Raw genomic sequence first — 13,346 nt, forward strand, 5'->3', positions numbered from 1 at the left:
GTCGCTTTGCGGCCCTTCGCGGGCGTGCCCGCTCCCACAGGTTGCGCATCAGATCAAACCGGTGCTATCGAAGTGGGAGCTGGCTCGTCGAACGCAGAGTCCGCCGCCGAGCGCTCGCGATTCGCCACCCCGAACGGCACATGCACCATCGGCAAATCCCCCGCCGGTGATTGCAAATGGCTGCGTTGGTCATCAAAGAACACATGCGGCTTCAGTATCGACAGCACCCTGGGTTTCTCCATCCCGCCCAGAAAGAAGCACTCGTCCGGCGATACGCCCCAGTCCTTCAGCGTCGTCACCACCCGCTCATGCGAAGGGGCATTGCGCGCCGTCACGATGGCAATCCGCAAGATGCGCTTGTACGCCGGGTCTTCGGCCAACTTGCGGTCCTCGAGCATGCGAATCAGCGAAAGCTTGCGGTACAGGTCCGCCAAGGGCCCCGGCGAATGCGGGATCCCCTTGCGCACACGTTCATGCTCCTGAAACTCGTCCAGGTTGTCGTCGCGCTTGTACACGCGCTCGGCCTCGTCATCGGCAATCACCCCGTCAAAGTCGAAGGCCACCCGCAGTTCGGTGTCGATCTCGTCATCGTAGATGCGCGTCGGCAGCACCCGCCCGGCGGGGTAGTTGGCGTCGATGGCTTTCTGTACATCTTCCTCGTTGGCACTGAGGAACAGCGAGGCATTGAATGCCGGGATGTACTCGTAGGGCGAGCGGCCCGACATGAATGCCGCGCGGGTGATGTCCAGCTGGTAGTGGTTGATCGAGCGAAACACCCGCAGGCCGGTCTCCGGCGAATTGCGCGACAGCAGCACCACCTCCACCGGCAACTGCTCGGGGAAGGCCTGGTTGATGCTCAGGAAGCGGCGAATGAACGGGAACGCCACGCCCTTGGGGAAGGGTTCGTCCAGGTTCTGCTGCTGGTGCTGACGGTAAGCCTCGACGCCCTCGGTCTGGTAGATGTCGTCCGAGACGGTGAGGTCGAACAGCGCACTCGAAGCAACGCCGATGACCAGTTTCTGTTCGATGGGGTAGGGCATGAAACAACTCCTGCGTGAGCTGAAGGCAAGTGTACCCGTGCGCTGTGACGAAAGCCCTCAGTACCCACAGGCGCTATCGGCATCAGATGAGGATGTAGTCGCTACGCACCATCAGCGGCTCATGCGCCCCTTCGACCAGGTGCACGAACTGCCCTGCCACCTGGTCGATCGCCAGGCAGTCGTCGACATCCAGCAAGGCATCGGTATGCGGCTTCAGCCAGTCCGCCTGCATGCGTTGCTTGCCCAGGGCCTTGGCCTCGGTCTTGCTGTGGGCGGTGACCAGCAGGTAGCGGTGGGCCTCGCCGAATACTTCGCGTTCATAACCACCGAGGTTGATGAAGTACAGGCGCAGCGCACCGGGGGCGGGGGCGTGCGGGCGCAGTTCGATGCGATGGCCGTCGACACCATGCACTTCCAGCCATGAATCGATGTGCAAACCTTTCGGGCTGCCGAACCAGGCCTGGCGCAACTGCGGGTAGGCCTGTTCGAAGGTGTCGGCCAGGGCGAACACCACATCGTGAACTTCGATCTTGGCGCCGGGGTGGCGGCCTCCGAGCATGACGACGTAAAGCATGGGCGGTCCTTTGCATGGTGGATGTAAAAGTGCGGCATTGTACTGCCAGATCAGCGGATGCCGCATGGATCCAGTGGCCCTTGTAGGAGCGGCCTTGTGTCGCGAAAGGGCCGCAAAGCGGCCCCTGGATTTCAGCAACTGTGCATAGTCTGTTGGGGCTGTTCTGCAGCCCTTTCGCGACACAAGGCCGCTCCTACAAGGCGCTGGGCATGCCTGACAGTTGCTCCACCAGAAAATCCACGAACACCCGCACCCGCGCCGGCATCGCCGGGCCGCCGACGAACACCGCATGGATCGGCTCGCGATCACCGGGGTTGTACGCCTGCAGCAACGGCACCAGCTGCCCGTTGGCCAGGTCATCGGCCACGGTAAAGGTACCGATGCGCGCCACGCCGGCGCCGAGCCTGGCCAACTGCGCCAGGGCCTCGCCGCTGCTGCATTCGATATTGCCCGTCACCTTCAACGAGAATGCCTGCCCGTCGCGACGGAACGGCCAGTCGGGTGCGGCGCGGCGGAAGTTGAAACGCAGGCAGTTGTGCCGGGCCAGGTCCTCTGGCACAAGCGGCGTACCGCAGCGCGCCAGGTACTCGGGCGAGGCGACGATCACCTGGCCGGTTTCGCCAATGGCACGGGCGCTCAACGAGCTGTCCGGCAGGTGGCCGAAGCGCAGCGCCACATCGGTCTGGCCGCCGAGAATGTCGGCCACTTCGTCGCTGAGGGTAAGGTCGACCAGCACCTGCGGGTAGCGCGCGCTGAACGCCGCCAGCAGCGGCACCACGGTCAGCCGGCCATGGCCCAGCGCTGCGCTGACCCGCAAGCGCCCGCGGGGCACACCCTGGTCGGTGATGGCCTCTTCCACTTCGAGCATGTCGGCCAGCACCCGCCGTGCACCACGCAGATACGCTTCGCCCTCAGGCGTGAGGGTGATCGCCCGGGTGGTACGCAGCAGCAGGCGGGTGCCCAGGCGCTGTTCGGTCCGCGCGAGGATGCGGCTCACCGCCGACGGCGTCAGGCCCAGCGCGCGGGCGGCGGCGGACAGGCTGCCCTCCTGGGCCACCTTGGCAAAGATTTCCATCTCTCCGGATCTTCCACTGAAGTCCATTTGTGCCTCTTGAGCAAAGGTGGTTCGCAAAAATGCAGTCTAGTGCGGCTCAGCTTCGGATCGTAGCATTTGCAGCACAGATAAGGAGCTTGCCATGCGTATCAATCCACCTCTTGTCGCGCTCGCCATCGGTGCCTTCGGCATCGGTGTCACCGAGTTCGCCCCCATGGGCATGTTACCCAGCATCGCCACCGATCTTGGCGTCTCCATCCCCGCAGCCGGGCTGTTGGTCAGTGCCTATGCGATCGGTGTGCTTATCGGTGCACCGCTGATGACCCTGGCCACGGTGAAGATCCCGCGGCGTTACCTGCTGATCGGGTTGATGGCCATCTTCACCCTCGGCAACCTGATGTCGGCCCTGGCCAGCGACTATGCCAGCCTGCTGGTCGCCCGTGTGGTCACCTCGCTGAACCACGGTGCGTTCTTCGGCATCGGCTCTATCGTCGCGGCCAGCGTGGTGCCGCCTGAGAAGCGCGCCGGGGCCGTGGCCGCCATGTTCATGGGGTTGACCCTGGCCACCATCGGCGGTGTGCCGCTGGCGACCTGGTTCGGTGAAATGCTGGGCTGGCGTACGGCGTTCTGGGGCATCGCCGGGCTCGGCCTGGTGGCAATGACCACCCTCTGGTACGCACTGCCTGATGTGCCGTCGCCCAAGGGTGGTGGGGCCATGGCCGAAATCCGCGTGCTGGGCCGCGGGCCGGTGCTGGCGGCACTGCTGCTGACCGTGGTGGGCTCCAGTGCGATGTTCACGGTGTTCACCTACATCGCGCCGATCCTGCAGAGCGAGGCGGCAGCGTCCACCACCTTCGTCACGGCCATGCTGGTGTTGTTCGGTGTCGGCCTGACCTTGGGCAACGTGTGGGGTGGCAAGGCCGCGGACCGCTCGATCGACCGTACCCTGATGCTGTCGCTGGCCGTGCTGATTGCGGTGTTGCTGGTGTTCCCGCTGGTGATGGACTGGCCGCTGCCGACTGCGCTGGCGATCCTGGTGTGGGGCGCTGCCAGCTTTGCCCTGGTGCCGCCGCTGCAAATGCGGGTGATGGAGGCGGCCAAGGATGCGCCCAACCTGGCGTCGGCGGTGAATATCGGGGCGTTCAACATGGGTAACGCGATTGGCGCGGCGCTGGGTGGGGCGGTGATCAATGCCGGGCTTGGGTATTCGGCGGTTTCCCTGGCGGGGGCGGCGATGGCGGTTTTGGGCCTGGTGATGGTGCTGCTGTTCGCTTGGCGGGGGCGGGCGGGGGCTGCGGCGAGTCAAGTTGCTGTGTAACAGGTGGAGTTCTTCGGGGGCGCTTTGCGCCCCATCGCGACACAAGGCCGCTCCTACAGGAAACCGCGATTCCTTGTAGGAGCGGCCTTGTGTAGCGATGGGCTGCAAGGCAGCCCCACAGTCTTGCCCATCACGGCGTACCGTTACGGCCATGCAGGTGATAGGCAGGGCGCTCGCTCAGCCGCTCGTAATAATCGCGCACGGCCGGCAGGTGCGGGTGCTCGAAGGGCGTTTCGAACCAGCGGTTGACCGACAGGCCAATGGGGATGTCGGCCAAGGTGAACTGGCTGCCGGCCACGTAGGCACCGGTGCTTGCCAGCTGGCGGTCGAGAATGTGCATGTAGCGCGCCCAGTCCGCGCAGCCGGCGGCCAGGGCCTGTGGGTCCTGGTGGGCCGGCGAATGCCTGACCAGCGACATGAACGCGTAGCTCCAGGAACGGTTGAGGTCCGAGGCCTGCCAGTCGATCCACTGGTCGATCCTGGCCCGCGCCTGCGCCTCGCCCGGGTAGAACGCGGTGGCACCATAGCGCGTGGCCAGGTAGCGGATGATGCTGTTGGATTCCCACAGGGTGAAGTCGCCATCCTGGATCACCGGGATCATGGCGTTCGGGTTCAACGCAAGGAATTCGGCGCTGTCCGTGGGCTTGAAGCCCGCCCCCCAGTCTTCGCGCTCGAACGCGACCTCGAACTCGGCGCATGCCCACAGGACTTTTCGCACATTGATGGAGGAGGCTCTGCCCAATATCCGTAGCATGGTGTTCATCCTTGTGAGGGGAGATTGATCGTCCGTCACTGCCGCTTGCCGGTCAAGAGCCAGCGTGGTGGCGGAGCGTCCTCTTTGTAGGGTTCTTGTAGTCCATTTCCGAAAGTAAGCCTTTCCACCCCCAAGGTTATTGTGGCGGGGCAGGCAGCGCCCTAGTCTCGGCACGCTCGTAACCCGAGGAAATGGACATGGACAAAGACACTCCGAAAGAAAGCGGCAATCTCAATGTCGTGCGTGCAGCGGGCCGTTTTGGCAACGGCGGTGCCGAACTGGTGCAGATGAACGCGCAGTTGCCGATGCGCACGGCATTGATGGAGGCCTCGAGCATCATGGGCTGCATTACCGAACTCACCCGCAAGGCCATCGACCGGCCCGGTGACCGCAAGGCGATGATGCAGGCCACGTACTACCTGGCAGGCATGGCCAAGGCGCTGATCGACGGCCAGTTGCAGCAGTTGCGCCAGGCTCGGGGAGGCGAGCAGGAGCCTTAGTCAGGCTTGCCTGGGGACCATGAACTTGGCACCCTTGGTCAGTTTGAATCTCTGTATCACGACAGAAGGAAGTTCGCATTGAGCTGGGACAAGGTGGGGAAACTCCTCGTAGCCGTGCTGCTTGGCCTGATGGTCCTGCTGGCCGCCTATGGGTTGCTCAGGGGCAACCCGCGCCTGGAGGCATCGCTGACCTATGCCTACCTCACCTATCCCAGCCAGTTCAGCGAACGCATCACCAAAGCCAGCGAACAGCTCAAGTACGAGCAGTTGCAGGGGCGTATCAATGCCATCAGCGAGGGTGGGCTGAGCCACGATCAGGTCGAGCGGCTGATCGAAATGGCCCAGGCGCCGTATGCGCAGCTGTTCGCCAAGCCCTTCGAGGCCGGGCTGGTCGACCACCGTACCGGTCTGCTCATCGAGCTGCGCAACCGAGGTGATGCGCAGGTACGCCAGGTGAAAATCCGCCTGCCGGCGAAAGGCCTGGTGCAGGTGCGCGATGCAGCTGGCAATGACACCATCGTGGAAACCTCCACCATGCAAGCGGATATCCCCACCATCGAGCCGGGTGGTGTATGCAAGGTATGGGTGTATTTCGATGCAGACTATTCGCAGATCCGCCAGGGCGGGGTCAGCATCAGTCACGCCGATGGCAAGGCTGACATACAGGTTTACCGCGAGGTCATCGGTTTCCCGGCCTGGGTGGCCCGCTACAGCCGCGAGCTGATGATGTTGCTGGGCGTATTGGCGGCCAGCGTTTTGGGCCTGGCGTATGCCTGCCTGTCGCGCCGTAACCCGCACTGAACGCCTCACCTGTAGGAGCAGCCTTGTGCTGCGAAGAGGCCGGTACTGACTGAACATGTGTACCACCTGTACCGGCCTCTTCGCAGCACAAGGCTGCTCCTACAAGGAGTTGTGCAGGCTGTCAGTGAGCCATACTGCGTCCCAGTGTGGATAATCGCCAATCTCTGCTACCAGGCCAGCCCGCAGAGGGTTGGCAACGATGTATCGGGCTACCTTGCGCACATCATCTTCCTGGCGCAGCGCTCGGTCATGAAACCCGCGTTGCCAGACTGGGCCCGGGCTCACGCCCGCCTTGCACAATGCCGTACCAGATCGCGATTTGAACTGTCGCATCAGGCTGCTCAATGTGACGGCACGCAGCTCCACCAGCCAATGCAAGTGGTCAGGCATCAGCACCCAGGCAAGTGAGCGGCAAGCGCCAAGGCGTTCCGTCTGCCTCAGCTCACTGATGACCAGGCGAGCTGTACGAAGATCCTGAAACAGTGGCTTGCGTGCATGGGTGACAGTGGTCAGCAGGTACAGCCTGCCAGGCTCTGAAAAACGCCCCCGACGTAGCCGGTTGGCCTCAGCACGATCCATGTAATCTTCCTCGCATCCGTTCCGTGTGGGATACCTACAATAGAGATCCCAGACGCTACCGACGTTGGCAGATCGTTACCCGTTTTTTCAGTCATACACATTTGTAGGAGCAGCCTTGTGCTGCGAAGAGGCCGGTACGAGCGATACACATGTTTGGTCAGTACCGGCCTCTTCGCAGCACAAGGCTGCTCCTACAGGTCAGTGCCCAATGGCACTGATAGTCAGTGAATCGCCACGGGGTTGGTGTTCTTGCCGGTCAACAACCACCCTCGTGCAGCGCCAGGCTCTGGCGCAACTGCACGAGCATGGCCTGTCGCAATGCCTGCGGCGCCTGCACGCGGATCGAGCCGGCCTGGGACAGCAGCCAGCCCATCAGCGAGCGGTTGTCGTCGACGGTAGCTACCAGGATGGCACCACCTTCCGCCTGCAGCGTCAGTTGCATATCTGCCGACAGTGGCGACGCCTCAAGGCGCCGGGCAAGGGCATCATCGACCCAGGCGTGCAACTCGACCTGTTCCGCAGGTGAGAGCGCATCGGGCTGCAGCTGTTGCGCTTCGCCAGGGTTCAGGCCCGCTTGCCAGTACCAGCCGTAGGGCATGCCTTTGCTGTTGCACTGCAGCGGGAACAGTGCCGCGAGTTCGACCAGGTCGCGTTCGACCGTGCGTTTGCTGGTGATATAGCCAACGGTGGTCAGGGCGGCCTGCAACTGGGTGGAACTCATCCCCGGGTGACGGCCTGGCAGCAGCTTTAGCAGCTGCCACTGGCGGGCGATGGTGTGGCGGGTAGGGTGGCTGGGCAAAGGGCTCGTCCTTGAAGGCAGGCACGAAGCCTGCCTAAGTAGTGGCGTTTAGCTATTGCTCAGCATACCTTGTAGCAGAATGGGATCCAAGTTTTCGCATTTGGCGTTCAGTCCAGGCGCGTCACCCATTTGCCTGTGCCTTGGCCCTCTTTCAGCTGCCGCAGAGCCTGTGGCAAAGCAGAGAAGGTGAACTCGCGGCGCTGTGGCACCTTCGGGTACCTTGGCCAAGGCCTGCCAGGCGGTCAGGGCGGGGCAGGGCACGGCGGCCGCGGCGGTGTCGCTGAGCGCGCTGTGGATATGCATGACCAGGCTTGCATCGAGCAGGCAGAGCTCGGCAAAACTGCCGTCACGCGCCAGCGATTGGGTGCGGGTCCTTTCGAGACGGGTGTGGGCTGCAAAGCAGCCCCAATTCACTTAGCCCGGGTTTTTTCGCCAAGGCTTCCAAGCCACCTTCATAGATGGCCTTGAACAGCGCTTCGGTCGCCTGGTAGCCGGGGTTGAATTCAGATAGCCAGGCTGTCGACCACGCCGCCGTCGACCCGCAGCGCTGCACCGGTGGTGGCGGACGTGCCCGCGAATGCGTCTGTCAGCCAACACAAAAGATTGACCCTTTCGCAACAGCCCAATCGCAACCTTTGCTTCCAGATCAAAACTCATTGTCCCGTGCCCATCTTTTTCCCATCCCCACGTCCCCCGAGAATCCACCCATCCCAACCTTCCACAGGTGATTCTCAAATGCCTCTCGCCTTGTTAGCCCTGACCCTGGCGGCCTTCGCCATCGGCACCACGGAGTTCGTGATCGTCGGCCTCATCCCGACCATCGCCAATGACCTGGCAGTGACACTGCCTTCGGCCGGCCTGCTGGTAAGCCTTTACGCCCTCAGCGTCGCCATCGGCGCGCCCCTGCTCACCGCCATGACCGGCCGCGTCCCGCGCAAGCTGCTGCTGGTCGGCCTGATGGCGCTGTTCACAGCCGGTAACCTGGTGGCCTGGCAGGCGCCCAGCTACGAATCGCTGATCATGGCGCGCATCCTCACCGGCCTGGCCCACGGGGTGTTCTTCTCGGTGGGCTCGATCATCGCCACCAGCCTGGTGCCGAAAGAAAAAGCCGCCAGCGCCATCGCCACCATGTTCAGTGGCATGACCGTGGCCTTCGTCACCGGTATCCCGCTGGGTACCTTCATCGGCCAGCACTTCGGCTGGCGCGTGACCTTCCTGGTGGTGGCTGCCTTCGGCCTGGTAGCGCTGCTCGGCGCACTGCTGTTCGTGCCCAAGCGCATCCAGCACAGCCAGCCGGCACCGCTGCTGCGCCAACTGCGGGTGATGCTGCAACCGCGCCTGCTGCTGGTGTATGCCATGACTGCCGTGGGTTACGGCGGCTCGCTGATCGCCTTTACCTTCCTTGCCCCGATCCTGCAGGACATCGCCGGCTTCGGCGCCAACAGCGTCGCCCTGGTGCTGCTCGCCTACGGCGTTTCGGTTGCCCTGGGCAACATCTGGGGCGGCCGCCTGGCCGACCGCAAAGGCCCGGTCAAGGCACTGTCGATCATCTTCCTGCTGCTGGCCGTGGTGCTGCTGGCGCTGACCTTCACCGCGCCGCATCCGGTGCTGGTGGTAATCACCGTACTGGCCTGGGGCGCGGTGGCCTTCGGCAATGTGCCGGGCCTGCAGGTGTACGTGGTGCAGCAGGCGGAAAAGGTCGCCCCCGACGCAGTCGACGTGGCTGCCGGTTTCAACATCGCCGCCTTCAACCTGGGTGTGGCCGGTGGCTCCTGGGGCGGTGCCCAGGTGGTGCAACAGCTCGGCCTCGGCCACACCCCATGGATTGCCGCGCTGGTCACCCTCGGTGCCCTGGCCCTGACCCTGTACAGCGGCCGCCTCGACCGCCGCGTACCTGCCCAGTCACAACCTGTCGTCAGCCGCGCCTGACCCCTGATTCGCCTTACGGAGATGCTCGCAATGGCTCAAGATCCACTGTTCCAACCCCTGCAATTCGGCGCCCTTAACCTGCCCAACCGCGTGCTGATGCCACCGATGACCCGCTCCCGCGCTGCCCAGCCTGGCGATGTACCGACCGCGTTGATGGCCGAGTACTACGCACAACGCGCCAGTGCCGGGCTGATCGTCAGTGAAGGCACCTGGATCTCGCCACTGGGCAAGGGTTACGCCCGCACCCCGGGTATCCACACCCAGGCGCAGATCGACGGCTGGCGCCTGGTCACCGAGGCTGTGCATGCCGCGGGCGGGCGCATGTTCGCCCAGCTCTGGCACGTCGGCCGCCTCAGCCACAGCAGCCTGCTTGGTGGCCAGGCACCGGTGTCGTCCTCGGCGATGCAGGCTGAAGGCGTGAATGTGTTCATCGACAATGCCGACGGCACGCCAGGCTTTGTCCAGGCTTCCAAGCCGCGCGCGTTGAGCGAAGCGGAAATTGCCGAGATCATCGAGCAATACCGCCAGGCTGCGCGCAACGCCATGGCCGCCGGTTTTGATGGTGTCGAGTTGCACGCGGCCAACGGATACCTGGTCAACCAGTTCCTCGATTCCGGCGCCAACGACCGCACCGACCGCTACGGCGGTTCGCTGGAAAACCGCCTGCGTTTCCTCGACCTGGTCACCCGTGCGCTGGTCGAAGGTACCGGCGACGCCCAGCGTGTAGGCGTACGCCTGGCGCCGCTGACCACGCTCAATGGCTGTGTCGATGCCGACCCGGTCACCACCTATACCGCAGCGGCCAAGCGCCTGGGCGAAATCGGCATCGGCTACCTGCACATTGCCGAAGCCGACTGGGATGACGCGCCGGACATGCCGGTGGACTTCAAGCAACAGCTGCGGGCGGTGTTCCCCGGGGTGATGGTGTATGCCGGCAAATACACCGGCGAACGTGCACGGCGCGCGCTGGAGGAGGGCTGGGCTGACCTGGTCGGCTTCGGCCGGCCATTCGTGGCCAACCCGGACCTGCCGGCGCGGCTGAAGCTGAATGCGCCCCTGGCCGAGCACGAACGGGCCACGCTGTTCGGTGGTGATGCCCATGGCCTGACCGACTACCCGCCACTGGCAACAGCCTGACTTCAGGCTCTACTTCTGTAGGAGCGGGCTCACGCTGTACCTGTGGGAGCGGCTTTAGCCGCGAACACCGGCAACGCCGGTGCCATGCACCGCGTTGGATTCAAAGGGCTGGGCGATCTCCCACAAAGACGGCATTTCGCCTGTCGTGTCTCACCTCTGTGCTTGAGCAGTGACGACTTGTTTGTGTCCTATATATGGACCAAAATATGGCTCTCTATTGAGGGTGCAAACATGCAAAACATATTCGCTGACGTGGCCGTAAGCGTGTCGGAACTGAAAAAGAACCCATCCGCAGTGATGACCGGCGCTGCGGGTATGCCCGTCGCCGTGCTCAATCACAACCGCGTGATGGGTTACATGGTGCCGGCCGAACTGTACGAGGCCATGATGGAGCGCTTGGAAGATCTCGAATTGAGCGAACTGGCCAAGTCGAGGTTGGGTGAAAAAGGCGTACCGGTTTCCCTGGATGACCTATAAACTCGAATTCCTGCCTTCGGCACTGAAAGAGTGGGGCAAGCTAGGCCACACCGTGCGCGAACAGATCAAGAAAAAACTCGCCGAGCGCCTGCAGTCACCCAAGGTACAGGCCGACGCGCTGCGTGACCTGCCGAACCACTACAAAATCAAGCTCAAGGCCTCTGGATATCGCCTCGTCTATCGAGTCGAGGACGAGCGTATCGTTGTAGTGGTGGTATCGGTTGGCAAGCGCGAGCGTAGCGAGGTGTATCGATCCGCTCAGAAGCGGTAAACGCCATCATGGCCATCAACCAAACGCCGCACGCTGCCAATGCGCCTCGCTTATGATCGCAATGTTCGCACCCGCTTCCCTGATTTCCACGGCTTTCTTGATCTTCGTGCCATAACTGCTGTGCAGCCACTGCTCGTTGCCAATACTGCCAATGACCAGGTAGTGGGTCTTCTTGTTCACCCCCGCGGCGATTGAGCCCCCACGTTCGACTACCAGCGCTTCGCATGCTTTGCGAGGCCCGTAAGCCATTGTGCCGGTAAACAGGAACATGCGGCCTGTCCACTCCAGTGTGGGTTCGGGGTTATCGAGTGGCAGTGAGGTGGGTGAAGAGAATGGGTTGTCGCTGCAGCGCGGCTTGCCGGTGAACTGCTGCAATAGCTCAAGCAGTTCAGCTGACTCGGCAGCATCCAGCATATTGTCCTTGAGCATGTCGCTCAGGCGCCGGTATAGCAAATTGATGACCGGATCCTCAAGATGAACGAGTTGCTGCTCCATCCATCCTTTGAGGAACTCGGCTTCTTGTTGATTGACCTGATTGTCAGCAGTCAGGCCCGCAGCGATTCCAATCAACCCATCAACCGAGCGCTGCGCGATCCGCGCTTCGTGAAAAAAGCGGCTGTTCTGAAATTCCTGATGAAGATCGACCATTCCCTGTTCCTCGTTGCTATTCCATCAGCATCACAGCGTTGGCGTATTTTTCCTGGTCCGGTGTGAACGTTGTCAGCATGCCGGTGTGATTACAGGTCAGGGTAAGCTCTGTTCGCGTATCGATGAACAGATCCTCGCCGCGAAGGCCCTGCCATTGCGCCAGGTACTTGAACGAACCGTACTTCATCGGTTTCTTCAATGCGCGATCATGGCCACCTTTCCAACCTAGCACCGGGAGCGCGCCATCGGCGCAGTGCCGGGCAAGTTCTGGCTGGGCCAGAGCCCGCTCACGGCCAATCTCCCAGCAGCGGATCAAGCCCTCGTCGGGCCCCTTCCATGCTTCTTCCCAAGTGATCAAGGGGCGGATGGGGTGATGAATAGGGCGTCGAATGACCCCGGTAGCTCGATCCATGACTGAGATTGTCCGTAATGTTCAGTTGGTCTGGATGCTACTAATTGGCCACTATCGTGTCCAGTGCTCGTCGACCCCAGCTCTGCGTTCAGTCAAGGCTGTGCTGCAACGCCTCGATAAACACCTCTTCCGCGCGGCTGAAGCGCTGCTCCCTGTTCCACAACAGGTGGATATCCACATCGGCAATCCCTTCCTGCGGCGGCAGCTTCCACAGCAACCCGGCGTCTACATCCGGCGCTACCACATGCTCGGGCAGGCAACCTATGCCAAACCCGGCAATCACCAGCCGGCGTACCTCCTCAAGGCTTGGTGACGAGGCCACGATCCGCCCGGCAAACCCCTGCTGGTCGCGGAAAATGGTCAGTGGCGACAGCATGCCGCCAATCTGGTCACTGGTGAAACTGACGAAATTCTCCCGCTGCAGGTCGCCTTCGTCCTGGCCGAACAGGGCATGGTGCTTGCCACAGAAGAACGCATAGCGCTGGCGCAGGAACAACCGTTGCTCCAGCCGTGGCTGCGCACGCCGGTTAAGGCTGAGGCCCGCCGTGGCGGTTTTCTCCTGCAGGGCGGCAACGATGTCGGAGCTGCGCATCACGTCGATCTCCAGCTCCACCCGCGGGTGCTGGCGGTGGAAGTCGGCGAGGAAGTCGTCGAAGTGTTCGTTGACGATACGGCTGATCATCAGCAGGCGTACCTTGCCCACCAGTTCGTCCGCCGGCTGCTCCAGCAAGCCGCCGATCTGCGACATCTGCCCATAGACCTCGCCAGCCAGCTGGAACAGCTGCTCGCCCATTTCCGTCAGCACGAAGCGCGGCCCGCGGCGGGCGATGAGCTGGCGGCCAAGCTGTTCTTCAAGGCGCTTGAGCGCCTGGCTCACTGCCGGCTGGGTGAGGTGCAGGCGGGCGGCCGCACGGCTGATGGACAGCTCCTGGCCGATGACCCGGAAGGTGCGCAGCAGGTTCCAGTCGAGGCGGTCGTTGAGCAGACGGTCGGGCATGGCAGGGCTCAATAATAAGCAAGGCTAATATTTCGAATAATAAATAGAAAATTGAC

16 protein-coding genes are annotated in these 13,346 nt (G+C 62.8%); 7 read left to right on the forward strand and 9 right to left on the reverse strand.

Going from position 1 to position 13,346, the window contains the following annotated elements:
• Positions 1-53 precede the first annotated feature (53 nt).
• The 3 genes from AC2T3R_RS09955 to AC2T3R_RS09965 form a co-directional block, all read right to left on the reverse strand.
• A complete protein-coding gene (locus AC2T3R_RS09955) occupies positions 54-1,040 on the reverse strand; it encodes a 5'-nucleotidase (protein ID WP_015269929.1) in 987 nt (328 codons plus the stop codon).
• An 82-nt stretch (positions 1,041-1,122) separates the two neighbouring features.
• The gene (locus tag AC2T3R_RS09960; protein ID WP_410953446.1) at positions 1,123-1,614 is read right to left on the reverse strand and encodes a DUF1543 domain-containing protein; all 492 of its coding nucleotides are present in this window, start codon (positions 1,612-1,614) and stop codon (positions 1,123-1,125) included.
• A gap of 193 nt (positions 1,615-1,807) precedes the next feature.
• Positions 1,808-2,716 carry a LysR family transcriptional regulator gene (locus tag AC2T3R_RS09965; RefSeq protein WP_486745018.1) on the reverse strand — a complete coding sequence of 303 codons (909 nt, stop codon included), beginning with the start codon at positions 2,714-2,716 and terminating at the stop codon, positions 1,808-1,810.
• 94 nt (positions 2,717-2,810) lie between these two features.
• On the opposite strand from AC2T3R_RS09965, the gene AC2T3R_RS09970 reads away from it, so the two are divergent.
• Positions 2,811-3,986 carry an MFS transporter gene (locus AC2T3R_RS09970; RefSeq protein ID WP_486745019.1) on the forward strand — a complete coding sequence of 392 codons (1,176 nt, stop codon included), beginning with the start codon at positions 2,811-2,813 and terminating at the stop codon, positions 3,984-3,986.
• Positions 3,987-4,116: 130 nt separating this feature from the next.
• On the opposite strand, the gene AC2T3R_RS09975 is transcribed toward AC2T3R_RS09970, so the two are convergent.
• Positions 4,117-4,740 carry a glutathione S-transferase family protein gene (locus AC2T3R_RS09975; protein WP_015269931.1) on the reverse strand — a complete coding sequence of 208 codons (624 nt, stop codon included), beginning with the start codon at positions 4,738-4,740 and terminating at the stop codon, positions 4,117-4,119.
• A gap of 197 nt (positions 4,741-4,937) precedes the next feature.
• Between AC2T3R_RS09975 and AC2T3R_RS09980 the strand changes: the two genes are divergently transcribed.
• The gene (locus AC2T3R_RS09980; RefSeq protein ID WP_015269932.1) at positions 4,938-5,240 is read left to right on the forward strand and encodes a DUF3077 domain-containing protein; all 303 of its coding nucleotides are present in this window, start codon (positions 4,938-4,940) and stop codon (positions 5,238-5,240) included.
• Positions 5,241-5,318: 78 nt separating this feature from the next.
• Entirely contained in the window at positions 5,319-6,041 is a 723-nt protein-coding gene (locus AC2T3R_RS09985; RefSeq protein ID WP_410953443.1) for a hypothetical protein, read from the forward strand.
• Between the two features lie 99 nt (positions 6,042-6,140).
• Here AC2T3R_RS09985 and AC2T3R_RS09990 read toward each other — a convergent pair whose 3' ends face one another.
• Both AC2T3R_RS09990 and AC2T3R_RS09995 read right to left on the reverse strand, forming a co-directional pair.
• Entirely contained in the window at positions 6,141-6,620 is a 480-nt protein-coding gene (locus tag AC2T3R_RS09990) for an REP-associated tyrosine transposase (protein WP_191472877.1), read from the reverse strand.
• 256 nt (positions 6,621-6,876) lie between these two features.
• On the reverse strand, positions 6,877-7,419 hold the full coding sequence (locus AC2T3R_RS09995; protein WP_038409286.1) for a WYL domain-containing protein: 543 nt from the start codon (positions 7,417-7,419) through the stop codon (positions 6,877-6,879).
• A gap of 735 nt (positions 7,420-8,154) precedes the next feature.
• Between AC2T3R_RS09995 and AC2T3R_RS10000 the strand changes: the two genes are divergently transcribed.
• The 4 genes from AC2T3R_RS10000 (at position 8,155) to AC2T3R_RS10015 (ending at position 11,233) form a co-directional block, all read left to right on the forward strand.
• The gene (locus AC2T3R_RS10000) at positions 8,155-9,348 is read left to right on the forward strand and encodes an MFS transporter (RefSeq protein WP_013972041.1); all 1,194 of its coding nucleotides are present in this window, start codon (positions 8,155-8,157) and stop codon (positions 9,346-9,348) included.
• Between the two features lie 30 nt (positions 9,349-9,378).
• Positions 9,379-10,485, forward strand: coding sequence for an alkene reductase (locus AC2T3R_RS10005; RefSeq protein WP_486745020.1), 1,107 nt, complete (start codon positions 9,379-9,381; stop codon positions 10,483-10,485).
• 231 nt (positions 10,486-10,716) lie between these two features.
• A complete protein-coding gene (locus tag AC2T3R_RS10010; protein WP_013972043.1) occupies positions 10,717-10,962 on the forward strand; it encodes a type II toxin-antitoxin system Phd/YefM family antitoxin in 246 nt (81 codons plus the stop codon).
• Positions 10,952-11,233: a type II toxin-antitoxin system RelE family toxin gene (locus AC2T3R_RS10015; RefSeq protein ID WP_003259987.1), complete on the forward strand. Its 282-nt coding sequence runs from the start codon at positions 10,952-10,954 to the stop codon at positions 11,231-11,233. Before AC2T3R_RS10010 ends, AC2T3R_RS10015 begins: the two co-directional genes overlap by 11 nt.
• 15 nt (positions 11,234-11,248) lie before the next feature.
• On the opposite strand, the gene AC2T3R_RS10020 is transcribed toward AC2T3R_RS10015, so the two are convergent.
• From AC2T3R_RS10020 to AC2T3R_RS10030, 3 genes are all read right to left on the reverse strand, one after another.
• The gene (locus tag AC2T3R_RS10020) at positions 11,249-11,881 is read right to left on the reverse strand and encodes a BRCT domain-containing protein (protein ID WP_015269938.1); all 633 of its coding nucleotides are present in this window, start codon (positions 11,879-11,881) and stop codon (positions 11,249-11,251) included.
• A 16-nt stretch (positions 11,882-11,897) separates the two neighbouring features.
• Positions 11,898-12,293: a hypothetical protein gene (locus AC2T3R_RS10025; protein WP_023662326.1), complete on the reverse strand. Its 396-nt coding sequence runs from the start codon at positions 12,291-12,293 to the stop codon at positions 11,898-11,900.
• An 88-nt stretch (positions 12,294-12,381) separates the two neighbouring features.
• Positions 12,382-13,290: a LysR family transcriptional regulator gene (locus AC2T3R_RS10030; protein WP_013972045.1), complete on the reverse strand. Its 909-nt coding sequence runs from the start codon at positions 13,288-13,290 to the stop codon at positions 12,382-12,384.
• Positions 13,291-13,346 lie beyond the last annotated feature (56 nt).

This window comes from Pseudomonas sp. PVC-5-1 (assembly GCF_057444345.1).

What these genes read in the sequence shown, in the direction of transcription:
- AC2T3R_RS10030 (WP_013972045.1), bottom strand. Translation starts at nt 13,290, where the DNA reads ATGCCCGACCGTCTGCTCAACGACCGCCTCGACTGGAACCTGCTGCGC.
- AC2T3R_RS09970 (WP_486745019.1), top strand. Translation starts at nt 2,811, where the DNA reads ATGCGTATCAATCCACCTCTTGTCGCGCTCGCCATCGGTGCCTTCGGC.
- AC2T3R_RS10025 (WP_023662326.1), bottom strand. Translation starts at nt 12,293, where the DNA reads ATGGATCGAGCTACCGGGGTCATTCGACGCCCTATTCATCACCCCATC.
- AC2T3R_RS10020 (WP_015269938.1), bottom strand. Translation starts at nt 11,881, where the DNA reads ATGGTCGATCTTCATCAGGAATTTCAGAACAGCCGCTTTTTTCACGAA.
- AC2T3R_RS10015 (WP_003259987.1), top strand. Translation starts at nt 10,952, where the DNA reads ATGACCTATAAACTCGAATTCCTGCCTTCGGCACTGAAAGAGTGGGGC.
- AC2T3R_RS10010 (WP_013972043.1), top strand. Translation starts at nt 10,717, where the DNA reads ATGCAAAACATATTCGCTGACGTGGCCGTAAGCGTGTCGGAACTGAAA.
- AC2T3R_RS09980 (WP_015269932.1), top strand. Translation starts at nt 4,938, where the DNA reads ATGGACAAAGACACTCCGAAAGAAAGCGGCAATCTCAATGTCGTGCGT.
- AC2T3R_RS09965 (WP_486745018.1), bottom strand. Translation starts at nt 2,716, where the DNA reads ATGGACTTCAGTGGAAGATCCGGAGAGATGGAAATCTTTGCCAAGGTG.
- AC2T3R_RS09960 (WP_410953446.1), bottom strand. Translation starts at nt 1,614, where the DNA reads ATGCTTTACGTCGTCATGCTCGGAGGCCGCCACCCCGGCGCCAAGATC.
- AC2T3R_RS10000 (WP_013972041.1), top strand. Translation starts at nt 8,155, where the DNA reads ATGCCTCTCGCCTTGTTAGCCCTGACCCTGGCGGCCTTCGCCATCGGC.
- AC2T3R_RS09975 (WP_015269931.1), bottom strand. Translation starts at nt 4,740, where the DNA reads ATGCTACGGATATTGGGCAGAGCCTCCTCCATCAATGTGCGAAAAGTC.
- AC2T3R_RS10005 (WP_486745020.1), top strand. Translation starts at nt 9,379, where the DNA reads ATGGCTCAAGATCCACTGTTCCAACCCCTGCAATTCGGCGCCCTTAAC.
- AC2T3R_RS09990 (WP_191472877.1), bottom strand. Translation starts at nt 6,620, where the DNA reads ATGGATCGTGCTGAGGCCAACCGGCTACGTCGGGGGCGTTTTTCAGAG.
- AC2T3R_RS09955 (WP_015269929.1), bottom strand. Translation starts at nt 1,040, where the DNA reads ATGCCCTACCCCATCGAACAGAAACTGGTCATCGGCGTTGCTTCGAGT.